The sequence below is a fragment of the Zoogloea sp. genome (assembly GCF_023150065.1).
In the GTDB taxonomy this organism is placed as follows: domain Bacteria; phylum Pseudomonadota; class Gammaproteobacteria; order Burkholderiales; family Rhodocyclaceae; genus Zoogloea.
Map to the genome: position 1 here is coordinate 333,483 of NZ_JAKLLN010000002.1, position 22,070 is coordinate 355,552.

Below are 22,070 nucleotides of genomic sequence, written 5' to 3' on the forward strand. Positions count from 1 at the left end.
ACCACCCCGGCCGACCAGGAGGCGGCATGTGACGATGGAGAAGGGCACCATATCGATCGATTTCGTACAGGAGGCGCTGTGGGTTGCCCGGCAGCGCGGGCTGGACATCGACGCCCTGGTGGCCGGCACCGGCCTGGCGCCGGAACTGCTGGAGATGCCCCAGGCGCGGGTCACGCCCGAGCAGTACGGTGCGCTCTGGCACGCCGTTGCCGACGCCATGAACGACGAGTTCTTCGGCATGGACGCCCACCCCATGCGGCGGGGGAGCTTCGCCATCCTGTGCCATGCGCTGATCGACTGCCCGACGGTCGGTCGGGCCATCGAGCGTGCCCTGGGCTTCTTTGCCCTCGTTCTGGATGAGCTTTCCGGCCAGCTCCGGGTGAGCGGAGGCCGCGCCGAGGTGGTGCTGGCCGACCGGGCGCCACCTGGCCGCCTGTTCGCCCATGGCACCCTGTTCGTGATCCTGTACGGGGTGGCGTGCTGGCTGGCCGGGCGCCGTCTGCCGCTGATCGAGGTGCGCTTCTGCCAGGCCTGCCCGCCCAATCTGGCCGAGTACCGGCTGGTCTTCGGCACCACGCTGCGCTTCGGTGAGGCCGCCAGCGCGCTGGCCTTCGACGCCAGGCTGCTGAGCCTCCCGGTGATCCGCGACGCCGCCGCCCTGCGCACCTTCCTGCGCCAGGCGCCGGCCAACTTCCTGGTCAAATACCGCACCCAGGCCGGGGGCGTGGCGCGGATCCGGGGGCTGCTGTCGGAGCGCCCCCTGGCCGACTGGCCGGGCTTCGACGCGCTGGCGGCAGAGCTGCAGACCGCGCCGTCCACCCTGCGCCGGCGCCTCGAGCGCGAGGGTTCGTCGTTTCAGGTCATCAAGGACGATCTGCGCCGTGACATGGCCATCGACCTGCTGTGCAACTCGACCCGCTCTGTCGATGACATCGGCTTTGCCCTCGGTTTTGCCGAGCACAGCGCCTTTTACCGGGCCTTTCGCCGCTGGACGGGGGCCAGCCCGGGGGAGTATCGCGGCAAAGCGTCACGCCCTGGCGGCCGATCGGGGTGATGAGCCCGGGGAGGTCGGCCAGGGTGTCCGGGAAATCCCCGGAAAGGCGCGCCGATCCTTGCTCGTGCTCACGTCTGCTGCTCCCACGGACGGGCGGGAGAGTGTTATAAGTTGTTACGCGCCATCTGGGGCGCCGAGGGCCGCCTCCGGGGCGCTAAATGGTGCGGGGCGGCAGGTCGTAATGGTTGATGAGACCCCGCTCCCGGATTCGGGGGCTTGCAGGAGACGGTGCCCGGTGGCGGTGTGGAACGGGGGCCGGACAGAGCGGACATGGGATTCATGAATGAGCAGGCGGCCGCAGGCCATCGGGACGAACGCAAGACCATCCTGATCGTCGACGATACGAAGGAGAACCTCACCGTCCTGTCGGCGGTGCTGGGGGCCGAGTTTCGGGTGCGGGTGGCGAACTCCGGCGAGCGGGCGCTGAAATCGGTGCACATGGCACCGGTGCCCGACCTGATCCTGCTGGACGTGATGATGCCCGAGATGGACGGCTATGCCGTGCTCAAGGCCCTGCGCGACGACCCCGCCACGCGGGACATCCCGGTGATTTTCGTGACCGCCATGAGTGCCGACGAGGACGAGGAGTTCGGCCTGGCGCTGGGCGCCGTGGACTACGTCACCAAGCCCATCCGGGCGGCCATCCTGCAGGCGCGGGTGCGCACCCACCTTGAGCTGAAGGGGGCCCGTGACGTGCTCTCGAATCAGAACGCCTACCTCGAATGCGAGGTGCAAAGGCGCATGCGCGAGAACGAGCTGATCAAGGCCATCAGCCTGAATGCCCTTGCTGCCCTGGCCGAGAAGCGCGACAACGAAACCGGCAACCACCTGCATCGCACCCAAGCCTATATCGAAGCCCTGATGCACCACCTCGAGCGTCACCCCGACTTTAGTCCGCAGCTCGATCCGCTGACCCAGGAACTGATCGCCAAGGCCGCGCCCCTCCACGACATCGGCAAGGTCGGCATCCCCGATGCCATCCTCCTCAAGCCCGGCCGGCTGACGCCGGCAGAGTTCGAGATCATGAAGACCCACAGCCAGATCGGCGCCGATGCCCTGGGCGACGCCATCGAGCGGGTGCTGGGCCGGGAGGCCGCCCGCCCCGATGCCCGTGAGGCCTCGGGCCGTTCGCTGGCCTTTCTGGAAACTGCCCGGCAGATTGCGCTCTGCCATCACGAACGATGGGACGGCACGGGATACCCGGATGGCATTGTGGGTGAGGCCATCCCCCTGCCGGGCCGCCTCATGGCGATCGCCGACGTCTACGATGCCCTTTCATGCAAGCGCCATTACAAGGAGGCCTTTGCCCCCGAGCGGGTGCGGGCGATGATGGTGGAAGGGCGGGGCAGCCATTTCGACCCCCGTCTGCTGGATGCCTTTCTTCAGCTTGAGGATGTATTTCTGGGCATTGCGGAGCAATATCGGGACTAGACCAAAAAATGACGATGAGAACCTTCGCCTCCCTGCTGGTGGCCCTGCTGGTATGCCTGCCGGCTGCCCGGGCCCAGACATCCGCACCCTTTGTAGAGCGGCTGCTCACCCGCGAGCAGTTCAGAAAGCTCGACGATGGCGGTTTCGTGATCTACATGCGCCACGGCAAGACCGACCCGACCCGCCCCGATCAGCCCGAGCCGAAGTTCGACGACTGCAGCACCCAGCGTCCGCTCAACGACGAAGGCCGCAAGATGGCCGCCGACATCGGCAGATCCCTCCGCCAGGCGCGGATCCCCATTGCCGACATCTACGTCAGCCCCATGTGCCGTACCCGGGAGTCCGCGCAGCTGGTGTTCGGGCGTGAGGCCCGGGTGATCGTGGTGGATGAGCTCTTCTCGTCCACCAACCAGACCAGCGAGCAGAAGAAGCCGATCATCGAGGCCACCCGCCGGCTCATGTCCGCCCCCGTCTCCCCGGGCAGGAACCGCTTCATCCTGGCCCATGCGCCCAACCTGGCCGACACCATGGGCTACTTCCCGAAGATGGAGGGCACCGTGGTGATCTTCATTCCCCAGGGCAGCGGCTTTGAATACGTGGGCAGCATCCGCCCCGACATGTGGCCTGAACTGCTGCGATAGATCATGTCGGCGCGCGGACGCATCTTCTTTTTGGTCCTCTTCGTGCCGGTGGTGCTGGCCACCCTGGTGGCCGGCCTGAGCAACGTGGCCATCCAGGTGTCCCTGCTGGATACCCAGCACAAGGCCAACCAGACCCAGAAGGCCGACGTGGACGCCATGCTGCAGGCCAGCCGCGTCAGCAACGACATGCTCAAGCTGCAGCGTCTGGTGGCGCAGACCCTCGACGATGCCCGCGCTGGCCGGATTGACGAGGCCCAGGCCTACTTCATCCACACCCGGGTCATCGACAGCCTGGCCGCCCAGCAGCGCGTGCTGGAGGCACTGCGCGCCCAGTTGGGCGCTTACCCTGCCGCGGCAGGTAACGTGGAGGGCGCGCTCGAAGACTTCCTCAGCTACCGCAGCGCCATCATCACCGCCACCGACAGCATTGCGGTCGATGTGAAGGTGGCGAGCTCCTACATCAACCAGGCCGCCGAGCGCTACATCGCCTTTGCCGAGCACATCCAGGCCATCTCCGGTGACCTCGCCGGCCAGACCGCCGCCCACGTGGACGAGCAGGAGGCCGAGCTGGCCGCCCATGTCCGGCATTCACTCCTGATCCAGCTCGCCGGTTTCATCGTGGTGGCGCTGATCTGGTTCTACCTCGCCCGCCAGATGACCCGGCAGATCGCCCTGGTCAGCGATGCGCTGACCCGCCTGGGCGACGCGGGCACGCCGGACCCGGACCTGCACAAGGTCCAGCGCCTGTCCGCGTCGGGCAACAGCGTGCTCCGCGACCTGGCCCAGTCGGTGCTGCGCTTCCACGCTGCGCTGGTCGAGCGGCAGGAAACCCAGCAGGCCCTCGCCGCCCAGCGGGAGCGCCTCAAGAACATCATCCGCGGCATGCCCGACCTGGTCTGGCTGAAGGACGTGGAAGGCCGTTACATCCAGTGCAATACCCGCTTCGAGCGCCTCACCGGCATGAGCGAGGCGGCGCTGATGGGGCGTCTGGATCATGAGCTCACTACGCCCGACGTGGCGGCCGTGCGTCGCACCAATGACCTGCTTGCTCTGGAAACCGGGCAGATCCAGGTGGTCGAGGAGTGGGTCACCTTTGCCGGTGACGGCCATCGGGAGCTGGTCGAGACCATCGAGACGCCGATCCGTGATGACGCCGGCAAGCTGATCGGCGTGCTCGGGGTCGGGCGCGACATCACCCCCCTGCATTTTTCCCAGGAAACCCTGCGCGAGAGCGAGGCGACCCTGCGCCGTACCCAGGTGCTGGCACGCATCGGCAGCTGGAGCTACAGCTTCGGCTTCGACCTGGTGATGTGGTCCGAGGAGGCCTGCCGCCTGCTTCAGCTGCCCTCGGGTCACACGGTTGGCCTGGAAGGGCTGCTGGCGCTGGTGCACCCCGACGACCGCGCCTACTTTCAGGAGATGTGGCGGGCCGCCGGGCCGGAGCGCCCCTTCGACATCGAGCACCGCATCTTCATCGACGGCGCCGAACGCTGGATCCGCCAGCGTGCCGAGATCGAGGTGGACGCCACCGGAGCGCCCGTCAAGGCCTTCGGCATCGTGCAGGATGTGCACGACCTGCACGAAACCTCCGAAGCCCTGCGCGAGCGCGAAAAGATCTACACCGCCATCGTCGAGATGGCCGCCAGCGGCGTCGTCCTGATCGACCTGGAGACCAAGCGCTACGTGGAGTTCAACGACGCCGCCTGCGCGGTGCTCGGCTACACCCGCGAGGAGTTCGCAGCGATCACCCTGTACGACGTCCAGGCGGCGTACACCCGTGACGAGGTGGACGCCCGCATCGGCGAGATCCTGCAATCCGGACGGGTCGCCTTCGAACACCAGCACCGCCGCAAGGACGGATCGGTGGTGGACATCTGGCTCACCGTGGCCCACATCAACCTCAAAGGGCGTGACTATCTGGCCGAGGTCATCAACGACATCTCGGTGCAGAAGGAGAGCGAGCGCAACCTGCTGCGCTATCAGGACCATCTGGAAGACATCGTCGCCGAGCGCACCGCCGAGCTCGCCGCCGCCCGGGACGCCGCCGAGGCCGCCAACCGCTCCAAGAGTGCCTTTCTGGCCAACATGAGCCACGAGATCCGCACCCCGATGAACGCCATCATCGGCCTGAGCTACATCCTCCGGCGCGGCCTTACCACCCCCGGCCAGATCCAGCAGATCGACAAGGTGGCCGGTGCCGCACACCACCTGCTCGGCGTCATCAACGACATCCTCGACTTCTCCAAGATCGAGGCCGGCAAGATCTCCATGGAGCCCGTCAACTTCGAGGTGGACCGGGTCATCCGCAACGTCTGCGACCTGTGCAGCGACAAGGCCGACGCCAAGGGGCTGGAGTTCATCGTCGACATTCACGACCTGCCCGCGGCGCTCCACGGCGACGGGCTGCGCCTCGGCCAGATCCTGCTCAATTTCACCGGCAACGCCATCAAGTTCACCGAGAAAGGGCGCATCCTCCTCAGTGCATCGGTGGTGGCGCGGGAGGGCGCGACCCTGTGGGTGCGCTTCCAGGTCAGCGACACCGGCATCGGCCTGAGCGAGGCCCAGCGGGAGCGCCTGTTCAACGCCTTCGAGCAGGCCGACATCTCCACCACCCGCAAATACGGCGGCACCGGGCTCGGCCTGGCGATCTCCAAGAAGCTCGTGCAGCTGATGGGCGGGCGTATCGGCGTCAGCTCCACCCTGGGCGAAGGCAGCACCTTCTGGATCGAAGCGCCCTTCGAGCAGGTGCCGGACTTCCCCATCCGCAGCATTCCCGACCAGCTCAGGAACGGCACCCGCGTGCTGATCGTGGACGACATCGCCGACGCCTGCGAAGCCATCGCCGACATGCTCAGCAGCCTCGGTGCCCGGGCCGACACCTGCCAGAGCGGCAGCGCCGCCATCGCCGCGGTCAGCGAGGCCGACGCCGAGGGCGACCCCTACCAGATCCTCCTCGTCGACTGGGCCATGCCCGGCATGGACGGCATCGAGGCGGGCATCCGCATCCGCGAGCTCTTCCAGCACAAGCCGCCCATCATGATCATGATCAGCGCGGTCGGTGATCCGCCGGAAGACCGCTTCCGGGCGGCAGGCTTCAGCGCCTTCCTCCCCAAGCCCGTCACCCCCATGGCCTTGCTCACCGCCCTCGAGAACGTGCTCGGCGATGCCCTTGTGAGCACTGACGCGCCCCCGTCCATCGAACTCGAAGATGCCCTGGCCCTGCACCGCGGCACCCGGCTCCTGCTGGCCGAAGACAACCTCCTCAACCAGGAGGTGACCCTGGACCTGCTGCGCCACGTGGGCCTGGAGATCGATGTGGCGAACAACGGCCGCGAAGCCGTCGAGCTGGCCACCCACAACACCTACGCGCTGATCCTGATGGACATCCAGATGCCCGAGATGGACGGCCTGGAAGCCACTGCCCTGATCCGCGCCTTGCCCGGCCACGAAAGCCTGCCCATCCTCGCCATGACCGCCAACGCCTTCGAGGAAGACCGCGGCCGCTGCCTGGCCGGTGGCCTGGACGATCACATCGCCAAACCGGTCGATCCCGACCTGCTCTACGCCACCCTCCTCAAGTGGCTCCCCGCCAGTGACAAGGCCATGCCGGCCAATGTCCTGCCCTCGACCTTGCGCGCCCCGGCCTCCGTCAGCCCGGCCCTGCTGGAGCGCCTGGCAGGCGTCCCCGGGCTCAGCCTCGATGACGGACTGCGCAGCCTCCGCGGGCAGGCCCCCCAGCTCCTCTCCATGCTCGTCCGCATGCCGGGTGCCCACGCCCTTGACATGACTCGCCTGCGCGAAGCCAGCCTCGCCGGCGACACCGCCACCGCCGCCCGCATCGCCCACTCGCTGAAAGGCGTGTTCTCCACCCTTGGGCTCCTCGATCTGGCCGGGCTGGCCGGTGGCCTTGAACACGACCTCCGCCACGCCGCCCAGGCCTCCGTCACCGAGGCCCGCCGCCGGGCCCTGGAAGGCGGCATGGAAACGCTCTTCGCCCACCTGCGCATGCTTGCCGACGACGGCCCCGAGCCCGACCCGTCCACCAGCCCCACCGCCCCGACGCCCCTGGACGCCGCGCAGGTGGCCGAACTCCAGCGCCTGCTCGACACCGGCGACATGGACGCCGTTTCCACCTTCCACGACCTCAAGCCCGCCATCAGCGCCCAGTCCCGCGACCTCGCCCAGCGCATCGGGCGGCTGATCGATGATTTTGAATTCGAGGAGGCAGCGCGGCTGGTGAGCGAGTTGAGGCTGCCGCCCGACTGATTGAAATCCCGAGGGAGAATTCGTCTTCCCCCTCCCTGACGCCGCGGCAAACCTGGAACCGGCGGGATCCGGGTGAGCCTGACGGGCTCAAACGTCATTCTTTTCCGGCAATCCACCTCGCATTTGCTGCAAAGCATCTAAACCATCGTCTAATATCCCGCCCCCTCGATTCCTTATAACTTTCCCCCACACGGTTGAAACGCCCAGTGCCTTCAACCGGCAGATCCGGCAGCCCATGAGCGGCCGGGCGAAGGGGGAGCTGCAGGGCTCCTGCATCCCGTTATGAAGGAGACATCGATGGCTGTACTCAATCGGATGGACTGGTATGACCTGGCCCGATCCACCAACTGGACACCCAGATACGTCACCGAGGACGAACTGTTTCCGCCCAAGCTGTCGGGCGAATTCGGTCTGCCCCTGAGTGCCTGGGAAAGCTACGACGAGCCCTACAAGCAGACCTATCCGGAATACGTGAAGGTCCAGCGCGAGAAGGACGCTGGGGCCTATTCGGTGAAGGCGGCCCTGGAGCGCAGCCGGATTTTCGAGAATGCCGACCCGGGCTGGAAGTCGGTGATGAAGGCCCACTACGGCGCCATCGCCCGGGGCGAATACGCCGCGGCCAGCGCCGAGGCGCGGATGATGCGTTTCTCCAAGGCCCCGGGCATGCGCAACATGTCCACTCTGGGGTGCATGGACGAGATCCGTCACGGCCAGATGCAGCTGTATTTCCCCCACGAGCACGTGTCCAAGGACCGGCAGATGGACTGGGCCTTCAAGGCCTACGATACCAACGAGTGGGCGATGATCGCCGCCCGCCATTTCTTCGACGACATCATGATGACCCGGGACGCTATCAGCGTCTCCATCATGCTGACCTTCAGCTTCGAGACCGGCTTCACCAACATGCAGTTCCTGGGGCTGGCGGCGGACGCGGCCGAGGCCGGTGACCACACCTTCGCCAACCTGATCTCCAGCATCCAGACCGACGAGTCGCGCCATGCCCAGATCGGCGGCCCGGCCCTCAAGCTGCTCATCGAGAACGGTCACAAGGCCGAGGCCCAGAAGCGGGTGGACATCGCCGTGTGGGGCGCCTGGAAGCTGTTCTCGGTGCTCACCGGTCCGATCATGGACTATTACACCCCCCTGGAGCACCGCAAGCAGTCCTTCAAGGAGTTCATGGAGGAGTGGATCGTCGCCCAGTTCGAGCGCGCCCTCACCGACATGGGCCTGGAGCTGCCCTGGTACTGGGACATCTTCCTGAAGGACATCGCCCAGACCCACCACGGCATGCACCTGGGCTCCTACTACTGGCGCCCGACCCTGTGGTGGAACCCGGCCGCCGGCATCACCCCCGACGAGCGCGCCTGGCTGGAAGAGAAGTACCCCGGCTGGAACGACACCTGGGGCCAGTGCTGGGACGTGTTCATCGACAACGTGGTGGACGGCAACATGGCCAAGGCCTACCCGGAGACGCTGCCCTACGTGTGCAACATGTGCCAGCTGCCCATCCTGGGTGTGCCGGGCAAGGGCTGGGACGTGAAGGACTACCCGCTGGAGTACAAGGGCCGGCTGTACCACTTCGGCTCCGAGGTGGATCGCTGGGTCTTCGAGCAGGAGCCCGAGCGCTACGCCGGCCACCTCTCCATCGTCGACCGCTTCCTGGCCGGGATGATCCAGCCCATGAACCTGGAGGGCGCCCTCCAGTACATGAACCTCGCCCCCGGCGAGATCGGTGACGACGCCCACAACTACGCCTGGGCCGAGATCTACCGCGCACTACGCGAGACCCGCAAGGCCAGTTGACCCCCACTTCCTGTCGTACCGCCCGGCCCGTGTGCCGGGTGGCGCATCACCCTATAAGGAGACCGCCGTCATGGCCTTGTTCCCCCTGACCTCCAATTTCGAGGGCGACTTCGTTCTGCAACTGCTGCCCGTGGATACGGAGAACACCATGGACGAGGTGGCCGCCGCCGCCGCCGTCCATTCCGTCGGCCGCCGCGTGCGCGACCGCCCGGGTCACATCCTGCGCGTCCGTCTGCACGGCAGCACCGAGCTGCTGCCGCGCAACCTGAAGGTGGCCGATGCCGGCTTCCGGCCCACCGAGACCCTGGACATCGTCTGGCAGGCGCCGGGCGCCTGAGCCCGGCCGGCGAAGGAGACATCCATGAGCTTCACCAAGGTATGCACCCTCGACGACGTGTGGGAAGGCGAGATGGCCCCCTTCACCGTCAACGGCCACGAGGTTCTGCTGGTCTGCGCCGAGGGCGGCGAGATCAAGGCCTTCCAGGGCATCTGCCCGCACCAGGACATTGCCCTGGCGGAAGGCAGGTTTGACGGCAAGAAGGTGATCTGCCGCGCCCACCTGTGGCAGTTCGACGCCAGCAACGGCAAGGGCATCAACCCCGACGACTGCGCCCTGGCCAGCTACCCCATCCGCGTGGATGGCGAAGATGTGCTCATCAGCACCGAGGGGGTCGAGCCCCTGTTTGCCCACAGCTGACCCCACCCCGGGCCGGTCGCCTCCGGGCCCGGTCATCGCAAAGGAGACACCCATGAGCACTGCAGCATCCGGGCAGGCCTATCACAACAACCTGGTGGGGCCGGTGATGCGCGCCGGCGACCTCGCCCACGCCGTCATCGAAGCCGCCCGCACCGACAACCCGGGCAAGGAGATCTTCGTGGACGACAAGCGGGCCTACATCCGCATCCACGCCGAGCAGGAAATGATCCTGCGCCAGGCCACCATTGAAGAAGAGCTGGGTCGCCCCTTCCGCATGAACGATCTGGAGGTGGACCTGAGCTCCTTCGCCGGCCAGATCGAGAGCCGTGACGACTCGGTGCGCTTCTACTTCACCAAGAAGCTCTGAGCGCCACCTGCCCCCTACAAGAACGACACGAGGAGACACCCATGTCCGAGATTCAAGTGCTGAAGCCCCAGAAGACCTGGAGCCACCTGGCCGCCCGGCGCCGCAAGCCCAGCGAGTACGAGATCGTCAGCGCCAACCTGCACTACAACGACCGCGACCCGAACTCGCCCTACGAGCTCGACCCGGGCATGTTCATGAACGAGTGGTACAAGAGGAACACCTTCGCCACCGCCCTCAAGCACGAAGACTGGAACGCCTTCCGCGACCCGGACGAGGTGGTGTATCGCACCTACAACCTGATGCAGGACGGCCAGGAGACCTACGTCTTCAGCCTCTTCGACCAGTTCAACCAGCGCGAGCACGACAAGGCCCTGGACCCGCGCTGGGCCGGCACCCTGGCGCGCCTGTATACCCCGGCCCGCTACCTCTTCCACACCCTGCAGATGGCCTCCGCCTACGTGGGCCAGGTGTCGCCGGCCAGCACGCTCACCAACTGCAACTACTTCCAGATGGCCGACAGCCTGCGCTGGGTCAGCCACACCGCCTACCGCACCCGGGAGCTCTCCCTCGCCTTCCCCGACAAGGGCTTCGCCCGGGACGAGCGCAGCTACTGGGAGGAAGACCCGGCCTGGCAGGGCTTCCGTGAGCTGATGGAGCGGGCGCTCACCGTGTGGGACTGGGGCGAGGCCATCACCGTGCTCAGCCTGGTGGTCAAGCCGGCGGTGGAGGAGGCGGTGTTGCGCCGCCTGGGCGAGGCCGGCCGCCACAACGGTGACACCCTGCTGGGCTTGGTCACCGACGCCCAGCTCATCGACGTGGCCCGCCATCGCCGCTGGACCGCCGCCTTTGTGGCGATGGCCGTCCAGACTCCGGGCAACCTGGAGCAGATGCGCGCCTGGATCGCCAAGTGGGAGCCCCTGGCCGACCGGGCCATCGAGGCCTACTGCAACGCCTTGCTCGACGTGCCGGACGCCGCCGCTGCCGCCAAGGCCGCCACCCGCGACCTGCGCCGCGGAGTGGGGCTCTGAGACCTTTGCCGAAGGCGCTGGCCGCAGTCCTGAGGGCTGCGGAGTGGCGCCGGAGAGACAGCATGAGCGATCCAGTCATCCATAACGAACGGGACGGCAGCCGCTTCACCCAGCTGCCCGGCGACACCCTGCTGCGGGCGGGGTTGCGGGCCGGCGTCGGCCTGTCCTACGAATGCAACTCGGGGGGCTGCGGGGGCTGCAAGTTCGAGCTGCTGCACGGCGAGGTCGAGACCCTGTGGCCCGAGGCGCCGGGCCTCGGCGAGCGCGACCGGCGCCGCGGCCGGCACCTGGCCTGCCAGTGCCGGGCCCTTGGCGATGTGTCCATCAAGCTGGCGACGGGGCCGGAGTACGTGCCCCCCATCCGCCCCCGGCGGCGTCGGGCGGTGCTCACCGGCAGCACCGACATCACCCACGATCTGCGGGAGTTCCGCTTCAAGGTGGAGGGGGCGGCAGACTTTCTGCCCGGGCAGTACGCCATGCTCGACCTGCCCGGGGTGGCGGCGTCCCGCGCCTATTCGCTATCGAACATTCCCAACGCGGACGGGGAGTGGCATTTCCAGATCCGCCGGGTGGCGGGCGGGCAGGGCACGGCCGCGCTCTTCGACAGCCTGGTGCCGGGGGCGGAGTTGGGCCTGGACGGCCCTTACGGCGTGGCCTGGCTGCGCCCCGACTCGCCCCGGGATCTGGTGTGTGTGGCCGGCGGTTCCGGGCTGGCGCCAATGATCTCCATTGCCCGCGGGGCGGTGGCGGCGGGCATGCTCGCCACCCGGCGGCTGCATTTCTTTTACGGCGCACGGGAGCCCCGTGACGTGTGCGGCGAGTCGATGCTGGCCGCGCTCGAGGGCTTCGGTGAGCACATCGTCTATTGCCCGGTGGTCTCCTCCCCGGGCGTAGAGGGCTGGGCGGGTGTCACGGGTTTTGTGCACACCCGCCTTCCCCCGGCCCTGGCGGCGCCCCTGGCGGATTACGAGTTCTATTTTGCCGGCCCGCCGCCCATGACCCAGGCGCTCCAGGAGATGCTGATGGTGGAGTACCAGGTGCCTTTCGAGCAGATCCATTTCGATCGATTCTTTTGAGGTTCCGCGAGGAACGGTGTGGAGACAAGAATGAAAAAAAGACAAGGGAAGGGACAACACCTGCCGCGGCAGGCCATGGGGGGCGCCGTGCTGGCGCTGGCCGTTGCCGCCGCCGGCACGGCCCACGCCACCGACGTGTTCCGCCTGGAGGGCTTCGGCGCCATCTCCCGGGGCATGGGCGGCGTGGCCACGGCCCTGGACGTGGGGCCGGCCGGCATGATGACCAATCCGGCCACCCTGTCGCTGATGCAGGCCGACAACGCCGCCCAGATCGGCCTCGACCTGGTCACCACCGACATCGACGTCACCAACCGGAGCACCGGCGAGCACGTCCACTCGGCCAATCATGGCAGCAACCGTGGCCCCTATTACGCGCCCCAGGCGGCCTTCACCCGGCGCATGGGGGCATGGACCTTCGGCCTCGGCGCCTTTGCCCAGGGCGGGCTGGGCACCGAGTACGGGCGCAACAGCTTCCTGTCCCGGGCGACGGGGGGCGTGGACACCGGCCTCGACAACTCCAGCCGCCTGCTGGTGCTCAACATCCCTCTGGCGGCGAGCTTCCGGGCCTCCGAAGCGCTGACCATCGGCGGCGGCGTCGATGCCGTGTGGCAGGGCCTCAACCTCAACCTGCTGCTCGGCGCCGACCAGGTGGGCAGCCTGATCGGGGCCTCCCGGGTGTCCGGCTCCCTGCTGCCGGTGCTGGGCGGCCTGCCCGACCTGCGCGGCGCCCACTTCAGCCTGACCCGCAACTCGCCCCTGGCCAGCGGCGTGAATGCCTGGGGTTACACCGGGCGCATCGGCATGACCTACGCCCTGTCGCCGGCCACGCGTCTGGGGGCCGCCTACACCACCCGCAGCCGCATGGCGGACATGGAGGGCCGGGCCACCCTGACGGCCATCGATGGCGTGGTCGGGCAGGTGCCCCTGGGGGGCAAGATCCGCCTCCGCGATTTCCAGATGCCGGCGGTCTTCAACCTGGGGCTCAGCCATCGGGTCAACGACCAGCTCACCCTGGCGGCGGACGTGTCGCGGGTCTTCTGGTCCTTCGTGATGAAGGACATCAAGGTGGGCTTTGTGGCCGACGGCGGCGGCGACCTGAACATCCTGCTGCCCCAGAACTACAAGGATCAGACCGTCCTGGCCATGGGCGCGGCCTGGCAGATGGACAGCCGCTGGACGCTGCGTGGCGGCCTGCGCCTGGCCCAGCAGGCCCTGTCGTCCTCGACCCTGTTCGCGGTGATCCCGGCCACGCCGCGCAAGCATGTGTCGGTGGGGGTGGGCTACGCGGTGTCGCCCAGCTCGACAGTGGATTTCGCCTGGTCCCACGCCTTCCAGGAGAACATGAACAACTTCAGCCAACCCAACACCTCGGCCCCCATCCGGGTCAGCCACGCCCAGGACAACGCGACGCTGGTGTACACCTACCGCTTCTGAGGGGGCATCCTTGGGGCGAGGAGGGCTCCTCCCGCCACCGTCATGCACTGGGTCTGCGGCCGTTTCCCGGAGGCCCGCCAAGGAAAACAGGATGAATCCCGACGACGATATCTGCAGGGTGGCCCGGCGTACCTCGGTGCGCGGGGTGGTGATCGAGGCTGGCGATGCGCGGGACGTGCGGCGGCAGAAGATGGCGCGGATCATCCTCGACTCCATGTACCAGTTCCTGGGCCTGCTGGATCTGGACGGGACGGTGCTGGAGATCAACCAGGCGGCCCTCGACGGTGCCGGCCTGGGCCTGGAGGACGTGATCGGCAGGCCCTTCTGGGAGGCGCGCTGGTGGGAGGTGTCGGAAGAGGTGCGCCACCGGGTGCGGGAGATGATCGGCAAGGCCCGCACCGGCCAGTTCGTGCGCTGCGATTTTGAAGTCTTCGGCGACCTCCAGGGCAGCCGCACCATCGTCATCGACTTCTCCCTGACGCCCATTCTCGACGACGAGGGCCAGGTCGCCTTCCTGTTGCCCGAGGGGCGCAACATCACCGAGAAGATCGCCGGCAACGCCGAGCTGTCGCGCAAGAACAGCGAACTGCAGGGGGCCCTCGAGCAGCTCAAGGAGCTCGACGGCTACAAGACCCGTTTCTTTGCCAACGTGAGCCACGAGCTGCGCACCCCCCTGGCCTTGATCCTCGGGCCGGTGGATCAGCTCATCAAGGACAGCACGGCCCTGGGCGAGCGCGAGCGTTTCCGCCTGGCGGCCATCCAGCGCAATGCCCGCAGCCTGCTGCAGCAGGTGAACAACCTGCTGGATCTGGCCCGCATCGATGCCGACCGGATGCCCATGGCCTACGTGCATGCCGACCTGGTGGCCCTGGTACGGGAGATCGCCGCGGGCTTCGAGGCCGCGGCCGAGGACCGGCACATCAGCCTGGGCCTGCGCGGCGAGGACGAGCTCTACGCCGAGGTGGACCGGGCCAAGTTTGTGCGGGTGCTGGTCAATCTGATCTCCAACGCTTTCAAGTTCACCCCGGCCGGGGGGCGCATCGCCTGCCAGATCGAGCGGGTGAAGGGAGGGCGTGTGCTGATTGGCGTGCAGGACACCGGCCCCGGTGTGCCCGACGCCATGAAGCCCCACATCTTCGACCGCTTCACCCAGGGCAGTGACGACCCGGAGGCGGGGGGCAGCGGCCTCGGGCTGAACATCGTCAAGGAGTTCGTGGACCTGCACCGGGGCACCGTGGTGGTGGTGGATGCGCCGGGTGGCGGTGCGCTCTTCCAGGTGGAGCTGCCGGCCCGGGCGCCGGATGGGGCCTATGTGCGCAGCGGCGGGGGGCGGGATGCAGCAGCCCTGTCGGATCTGGCGGTCCCCATCGGGCCGGAGCTCCCCCACCCCGGCGAGGAGGCGTTTCATCCGGGCAAGCCGAAGGTGCTGGTGGCCGAGGACAACCCGGACCTGCGCCTGTTTCTGTATGACGTGCTGGCCGACGAGTACAACGTGATCCTGCGGGAGGACGGCGAGTCGGCCTTCCAGGCGGCCATCGCCGATCCGCCCGACCTCATCATCACCGACCTGATGATGCCGCGCTGGGGCGGCGAGCGCTTCGTCCGCTCCCTGGGAGACCAGCCGGACTTCCCCCGCGTGCCGGTGCTGGTGCTGTCGGCCCGGGCCGACGACGCCCTGCGTGAGAACCTGCTCGAACACCTGGTGCAGGATTACCTCACCAAGCCCTTCTCGGCCCAGGAGCTGCGGGCCCGGGCGCGCAACCTGGTGGCGGTGAAGCGCACCGTGGACATCCTGCAGCGGGAACTCAACTCCCAGGCCTCGGACATCCTCGAGCTCACCGCCGGCCTGGTGGCCAGCCGCAAGTCCCTGCAGCGCAGCTTCACCGCCCTGCAGGTGTCCGACCGGCGCTGGCAGGGCCTGTGCGAGAACACCGCGGTGGGGATCGCCCTGGCCGACCGGGACGGCAAGATCCTCTCCGCCAACCCGGCCCTGCAGCGCATGCTGGGCTACACGCGGGATGACATCGTCGGCGTCTCCCTGGTGGAACTCACCGCGCCCTCCGAAAGGGGCATCACACAGCGCAATGTGCATGGCCTGTTCGACGGGGATTTCCCCAGTTACACGGTGCAGAAGCGCTACGAGAAGCGGAACGGCGGTTTTCTGTGGGCCAGCGTGTGTGCCTCGCGCATCCCCGCCATGGCCGAGGACGGCCCCATGCTGGCGGTGATCGTCGAGGACATCACCCCACGCATGGAGGCCGAGCGCTCCCTGGCCGCCACCCGCGTCGAGCTGACCCGGGTGGCGCGCTTTACCGCCATGGGCGAGCTGGTGGCGTCCATCGCCCACGAGATCAACCAGCCCCTGGCGGCGGTGATCACCAACACCCAGGCGGCGCGGCGCTGGCTGTCCCACGACGAGCCCAACCTGGTCGAGGTGGCGGCCGCGCTGCAGCGGGTCAATCGCGACGCGAGCCTGGCCGGCGAGGTGATCTCGCGCATCCGGGGCTTTCTGCGGGCCGGCGAGATCCACCGGGTGGCGGTGGATCTGCCGCGCATCGTCGGTGAGGTGCTGCAGATGCTGCAGATGGTGCTGACCGAGGCGGGGGTGCAGGTGAGCGTGCACATTCCCCAACCCCCGCCGCACCTGATCGCGGATGCGGTGCAGTTGCAGCAGGTGATCCTGAATCTCATCGTCAACGCCGTCGACGCCATGCGCGAGCAGCCCGGCCCGGAGCGCACCCTGCACATCGCCGTGGCGGCCGACCCGGTGGGGGGCACGGTGTTCTCGGTGCGGGACAGCGGGCCGGGGATTGCCGCGGATGCGGGGGCGCGCATGTTCGAAGCCTTCTACTCCACCAAGCCGGATGGCCTGGGCATGGGGCTGGCCATCAGCCGCAGCATTGTCGAGAACCACGGTGGGCGCCTGTGGCTGGAGCGGGACGAGGGCCCCGGCGCATGTTTCAAGTTCACCATCCCCGATAGCTGAAGCCCGGACCGCGGGCACACCTCGTCACGAAAGGAGAAACGTATGGAAGGAATGCAGCAGCCAGGAGGTGCCCGTGGCGGATAGCCTGGAGAGGGTGTATGTGGTGGATGACGACCTCTCGGTGCGTGAGGCGCTCAGCAGCCTGATCCGCTCGGTGGGGCTGCAGGTGGAGACCTTCCCGTCGGCCGCGGCCTTTCTCGAGGCCCCGCGGGAGCCCCGGGTGGCCTGCCTGATCCTCGATGTGCGCATGCCCGGGCTCAGCGGGCTGGAGCTGCAGGCCCAGCTGGCCCAGTCGGGCGCCTCCCTTCCGATCATCTTCATTACCGGCCACGGGGACATTCCCATGGCCGTGCGAGCCATCAAGAAAGGCGCGGTCGAGTTTCTGGCCAAGCCCTTTCGCGACGAGGACCTGCTGGCGGCCATCCATGGCGCCCTGGAGCAGGCGCGCAGCACCCTGCAGGCAGAGAGCGAGATCGGCGAGATCCGCCGCCGTCACGGGCTGCTCACCGGCCGCGAGAAGGAGGTGATCGCCTACATGGTGAAGGGGGCGCTCAACAAGCAGGCCGCCGCCGAACTCGGTGTCTCCGAGATGACGGTGAAGGTGCACCGCCACAACATCATGCACAAGATGGGGGTGAGCACCCTGCCGGATCTCGTCCGCATGGTCGAGCGCCTGCAGGCGGCGGGCGAGGGGGGCTGATCCACAGCTCAGGGGCCCGGGCCTACGTCGGATTGCGTATGGGGTGTGATCGGGTGTGGATGTATGATCAATTTAATTTTTATCATACGTGCACCAGAATGAAACCCACCCATCAGACTCCCGTGCCCTTCAATACCCCCGTTTGTCCGCGGGCGCTGGCCTTGGCCAGTGTGTTCGTGGCGGGCCAGGCGTTTGCCCAGGGGGCGGGCGGCGAGGTGCCAACCCTGGCCGACGTGGTGGTCACGGGCAATTACCAGAACGCAGTTGGCAGCACTGACGCAGCCAGTGAAGGCGTGGTGACCCGCAAGCTGCTGCAGGGCCGCCCGACCCTGCGCCCCGCCGAGGTGCTGGAGTTCGTGCCCGGCGTGATCGTGTCCCAGCACAGCGGCGACGGCAAGGCCAACCAGTACTACCTGCGCGGTTTCAACCTGGACCACGGCACCGACTTTGCCACCCACCTGGACGGCATGCCGGTGAACATGCCCACCCATGCCCACGGCCAGGGCTACACCGATCTCAACTTCCTGATCCCCGAGCTGCTCCAGTCCATCCATTACCGCAAGGGCTTGTATGCGGCCGAGGACGGGGATTTCAGCTCCGCCGGCTCTGCCCGTCTGAATCTCGTCGACAGCCTGCCCAAGGGCCTGGCGTCGGTCACGATTGGCGAGCGGCAGTTCACCCGTGGCCTGGTGGCCAAGTCGGTGGATCTGAATGCCGGCACCTTGCTGTACGCGCTGGAAGGGGCCTACAACAACGGGCCCTGGCAGAACCCTGAGAACTACCGCCGCGTGAATGGCGTGCTGCGCTACAGCCTGGCCGAGGGCGGCACCCGGCACAGCCTCACTGCGATGGCCTACACCTCCCACTGGCACAGCACCGACCAGGTGCCACAGCGGGCCATCGACGGTGGCCTGATCGGCCGCTACGGCACCCTCGACCCGTCGGACCAGGGCAAGACCAGCCGCTACAGCCTGTCGTGGCAGATGCTGCGGCAGATGGACGATGGCGAGTGGGCGGCCAATGCCTATTTCATCCGCTCGCGCCTCGCCCTGTTCTCCAACTTCACCTACTTCCTCGACAACCCGGTGGATGGGGACCAGTTCGAACAGGCCGAGTCGCGCAACGTGATGGGCGGCAGCCTCAGCCGCCTGTGGAAGGGCAGCCTCGGCGGGCTGGCGAGCAACACCACCCTTGGCGCCCAGTGGCGCCGGGACAGCCTGAGCCCGGTGGGGCTGTACACGGCGAGGGACGGGGTCCGCACAGGTGTCACCCAGCAGAGCCGGGTGCAGCAGAACAGCGTCGGCCTGTTCGCCCAGAACGAGACGCGCTGGCTGCCCTGGCTGCGCAGCGTGGCCGGCCTGCGTGCCGACCGGAGCAGCGTGGACGTGACCAGCAATATCGACGCCAACAGTGGGGAGCGTACCGCCTGGATCAACAGCCCCAAGCTATCGCTGATCTTCGGGCCCTGGGAGAAGAGCGAGGTCTTCCTCAACTGGGGCTACGGCTTTCACAGTAATGACGCCCGCGGCATGACCGCAAGGGTGACGGCCAAGACAGGCGAGGCCATCGACCCGGCGATCCCGCTGGTGCGTACCAAGGGCCGCGAGATCGGCTTCCGCAGCGAATGGTTGCCGGGGCTGCAGAGTTCCGTGGCCCTGTGGCAGCTGGATATGGCCTCCGAGCTGGTCTTTGTGGGTGATGCGGGTGAGACCGAGGCCGCCGGCGCATCCCGGCGCCATGGGGTGGAGTTCAACAACCACTATGTGGCCGCGCCCTGGTTGATCCTGGATGCGGATCTGGCCCTCTCCCGGGCCCGTTTCCGGCAGCCCCAGGGCGACGCGCCGAATGCCGGCCGCCACGTGCCCGGCGCGGTGCAGAAAGTGCTGTCGGCCGGCGTCACGGTGACCGACCTGGGCCCCTGGTTCGGGCAGCTCCAGGTCCGCTACTTCGGGCCGCGCCCCCTCATCGAGGACAACAGCGTGCGCTCCAGGGCCAGCACCCTGACCTACGCCCGGGTCGGCTACCGGATCAACGCCGACACCCGGCTGTCCCTGGACGCCTTCAACCTGTTCAACCGCAAGGTGAGCGACATCGACTACAACTACACCTCACGCCTGCAAGGCGAAGCCGCGGAAGGCGTCAGTGGCATCCATTCCCACCCGGCCGAGCCCCGTACGGTGAGGGTGACGCTGAGCATGAACTTCTAAGCGCTTTGCGGCATGTGCTCGGTAGCGTTGTGGACCGAATTCACTGGGCGCAGGGCGTGTTCGTTTCAGGCCTGGCCTGTTGGTTGTGCGACAACTCGCCACATTCCTCGCGGTGGCAGACTTCGTTAAGGTCGGCGCCTTTGGGCTGCCCTCCTGACGGATTCAAGAGGCAGCCCTCGACTTTGACATTTGGGGGTTCCATGGCGCATGAAAGAACGGATTTGTCTGCAGTTCGCAGGGTGCTGGGGAGGACGGCTATTGCGACCTTGATTGGCAGCTGTTTTTCTAGCGCTTTCGCGCAGGAGGCAGCCCAGCTGGGCACGATTGATGTCCGGGCTGCCCGTGAATACGACTACGTGGTGAAGTCGGTCAGCGCAGGGACTCGTACCGACACCCCGGTTGAGCACATTCCCCAGTCCATCGTGAGCGTGCCGCGGGCCATGATCGAGGATCAGGGTTCGAGAACGCTCTCCGATGTGCTGCGCAATGTCAGCAATGTGTCCCTTGTCGATGCACGCGACGCCAACAACGTGGTGTTCAAGATCCGCGGCTTTCATTCCGCGACGGTTGTGGATGGCGTCGCCATGAAGGGGAACTTCACGAATCACGAAAGTCTGGTCAACGTGGAGCAGGTCGATGTGGTGAAGGGCCCGTCGGGCGCTCTCTTTGGCGGCCAGGGGGTGGGCGGCTACGAAACCACCGGGGGCATCGTCGCCATCACCACCGTCGAACCGTCGCAGGAGGTCGTGCGGAAGCTCGGCTTCAAGCTGGGTTCCTACGGCGAGAAGGGGACCAACTTCGATGTCAATCAGCCTTTGAGTCCGGTGCTGGCCTTCCGGATGACGGGAGAGTGGTCTGACAGCGACAGCGAGACTGAGCGTGTCTTCTTCAAGAAGCGCGCCCTGTTCCCGAGCCTGGCCTGGACCCCCAGTGCCGACACCAAGGTGGTGCTGAGGCTGCGCTACCTGGACAACACAACCCTCGATTACAGCGGTCTGCCGACAAACGGCACGCTCAACACCGCTACCTACACCCTGCCCAGGCGCACCAATATTGCCGCCGCCCATCTGCCGGACACGACCAACACCTCCAAGGGCGTCAATCTTCAGTGGCAGCAACGAGTCAATGAGATCTGGAGCTTCTCGCTGCTCACCGCCTACAACGAGGTGAAGCTGGATCAGCGGGGAACCTGGCTGGTGGACTCCACAAGCATGATGGGCTGTATGGATTTCGGCAGCGCCACGCCTACCATCAACACCCTGTGCGGGGCTCGCATGTGGGCCCACCTGAAGACCAGCACCGTGTCTCCCAGCCTGACCGGCAAGCTGCAGTTTGGTGAGGCGAAGCACACCGTGAACCTGGGCTTCGACTACGAGAACACCCGCGACAACGAGTTCATGATCTATTCGAACGGGATTGGCGTGGTGTCCTTTGACAACGTGGATCTGACCAACCCGTTGTATCCCGCCTGGTCGGAGCCCGTTGCGCCGGCGACACCGGATCAGCGCAACCGCTATTTGTCGAAGGTGGCCTACATCCAGGATCAGATCGATGTGGGCCGCTGGCATTTCCTGGGCAGCCTGCGGCATTCGCAGATCAAGGTGAACGACGTCAATCCGTCCTGGGGCATCAACAATGTCAGTGACAACGCCAAGATCACGCCGCGTGTGGGCGCTGTCTATGAGTTCACGCCCAAAGTATCCCTGTTTGCCGGCTACGGTGAAGGCATGAAGGTGCCCGCTTTCTCGATTTTCTCTACGCCGCCCAAGCCCGAGGAGTCGACGCAGACCGAGGTGGGTATCCGCCTGAAAGACCTGGCGGGCGTCACGGCCACCCTGGCCTGGTTCGATCTGACCCGTAAGAACGTGGCCATCGGCGATCCGGCCAATCCGGGGTTCTCCATCCAGGCGGGTAAGCAGCGCTCCAAGGGGGTCGATCTGGACCTCCGGTGGCAGGCCAGCCCGGCGTGGGCCTGGATTGCCACTTTCACGTCACAGACGGCAGAAATCACCGAGGACAGTAATGCCGCCCTGGTGGGCAAGCAGCTGTTCAACGTGCCCGAACAGTCGGCCCGCCTCGCGACGCGCTATGACTTCCGCTCGGGCGATCTCACGGGGCTCGGTCTGGGCCTGGGCGTGACCCACCATTCCAGGCTGCCGGGCAACTCAACCAATACCTTCTTCACTCCCGAAACCAGCGTTTGGGATGCACAGATCTCCTATGCCCTGTGGAAGGCGCGCCTTGGCCTGAATGTCCTCAATCTGACCGACAAGAAGTACTACGTCCCGTCTGCCTATTTCGTTGGCGGTCAGGTGACCCCAGCCCTGCCGAGGACGATCACGGCGACGCTCAATCTCGCATTTTGAGTCGGGTCGGGGCA

At 66.9% G+C, this 22,070-nt stretch carries 15 protein-coding genes; all 15 read left to right on the forward strand.

Annotated features, from left to right (window positions below; genetic code table 11):
- Positions 1 to 34: 34 nt before the first annotated feature.
- The 15 genes from L6Q67_RS04830 (at position 35) to L6Q67_RS04900 (ending at position 22,056) form a co-directional block, all read left to right on the forward strand.
- A complete protein-coding gene (locus L6Q67_RS04830) occupies positions 35 to 1,054 on the forward strand; it encodes an AraC family transcriptional regulator (RefSeq protein WP_296566202.1) in 1,020 nt (339 codons plus the stop codon).
- 279 nt (positions 1,055 to 1,333) lie between these two features.
- On the forward strand, positions 1,334 to 2,485 hold the full coding sequence (locus L6Q67_RS04835; protein ID WP_296566108.1) for an HD domain-containing phosphohydrolase: 1,152 nt from the start codon (positions 1,334 to 1,336) through the stop codon (positions 2,483 to 2,485).
- Positions 2,486 to 2,493: 8 nt separating this feature from the next.
- Entirely contained in the window at positions 2,494 to 3,126 is a 633-nt protein-coding gene (locus L6Q67_RS04840) for a histidine phosphatase family protein (RefSeq protein WP_296566110.1), read from the forward strand.
- A gap of 3 nt (positions 3,127 to 3,129) precedes the next feature.
- The gene (locus L6Q67_RS04845; protein WP_296566112.1) at positions 3,130 to 7,392 is read left to right on the forward strand and encodes a PAS domain S-box protein; all 4,263 of its coding nucleotides are present in this window, start codon (positions 3,130 to 3,132) and stop codon (positions 7,390 to 7,392) included.
- Positions 7,393 to 7,689: 297 nt separating this feature from the next.
- Positions 7,690 to 9,195: an aromatic/alkene/methane monooxygenase hydroxylase/oxygenase subunit alpha gene (locus L6Q67_RS04850; RefSeq protein WP_296566114.1), complete on the forward strand. Its 1,506-nt coding sequence runs from the start codon at positions 7,690 to 7,692 to the stop codon at positions 9,193 to 9,195.
- 70 nt (positions 9,196 to 9,265) lie between these two features.
- Positions 9,266 to 9,532, forward strand: a complete 267-nt coding sequence (locus L6Q67_RS04855) for a toluene-4-monooxygenase system B family protein (RefSeq protein WP_296566117.1) — start codon at positions 9,266 to 9,268, stop codon at positions 9,530 to 9,532.
- A gap of 24 nt (positions 9,533 to 9,556) precedes the next feature.
- Positions 9,557 to 9,892, forward strand: coding sequence for a Rieske 2Fe-2S domain-containing protein (locus tag L6Q67_RS04860; RefSeq protein ID WP_296566120.1), 336 nt, complete (start codon positions 9,557 to 9,559; stop codon positions 9,890 to 9,892).
- A 52-nt stretch (positions 9,893 to 9,944) separates the two neighbouring features.
- Positions 9,945 to 10,259, forward strand: coding sequence for an MmoB/DmpM family protein (locus tag L6Q67_RS04865; RefSeq protein ID WP_296566122.1), 315 nt, complete (start codon positions 9,945 to 9,947; stop codon positions 10,257 to 10,259).
- Positions 10,260 to 10,300: 41 nt separating this feature from the next.
- On the forward strand, positions 10,301 to 11,287 hold the full coding sequence (locus L6Q67_RS04870) for an aromatic/alkene monooxygenase hydroxylase subunit beta (RefSeq protein ID WP_296566124.1): 987 nt from the start codon (positions 10,301 to 10,303) through the stop codon (positions 11,285 to 11,287).
- Positions 11,288 to 11,349: 62 nt separating this feature from the next.
- On the forward strand, positions 11,350 to 12,363 hold the full coding sequence (locus L6Q67_RS04875; RefSeq protein WP_296566126.1) for an FAD-binding oxidoreductase: 1,014 nt from the start codon (positions 11,350 to 11,352) through the stop codon (positions 12,361 to 12,363).
- A 30-nt stretch (positions 12,364 to 12,393) separates the two neighbouring features.
- Positions 12,394 to 13,797: an OmpP1/FadL family transporter gene (locus L6Q67_RS04880; RefSeq protein ID WP_296566129.1), complete on the forward strand. Its 1,404-nt coding sequence runs from the start codon at positions 12,394 to 12,396 to the stop codon at positions 13,795 to 13,797.
- A gap of 91 nt (positions 13,798 to 13,888) precedes the next feature.
- Positions 13,889 to 16,783, forward strand: coding sequence for an ATP-binding protein (locus L6Q67_RS04885; protein WP_296566131.1), 2,895 nt, complete (start codon positions 13,889 to 13,891; stop codon positions 16,781 to 16,783).
- 73 nt (positions 16,784 to 16,856) lie between these two features.
- A complete protein-coding gene (locus tag L6Q67_RS04890; RefSeq protein ID WP_296566134.1) occupies positions 16,857 to 17,483 on the forward strand; it encodes a response regulator in 627 nt (208 codons plus the stop codon).
- A gap of 98 nt (positions 17,484 to 17,581) precedes the next feature.
- Positions 17,582 to 19,690: a TonB-dependent receptor gene (locus L6Q67_RS04895; protein ID WP_296566136.1), complete on the forward strand. Its 2,109-nt coding sequence runs from the start codon at positions 17,582 to 17,584 to the stop codon at positions 19,688 to 19,690.
- A gap of 200 nt (positions 19,691 to 19,890) precedes the next feature.
- Positions 19,891 to 22,056, forward strand: a complete 2,166-nt coding sequence (locus L6Q67_RS04900; protein WP_296566138.1) for a TonB-dependent receptor — start codon at positions 19,891 to 19,893, stop codon at positions 22,054 to 22,056.
- The last annotated feature ends 14 nt before the right edge of the window (positions 22,057 to 22,070 follow it).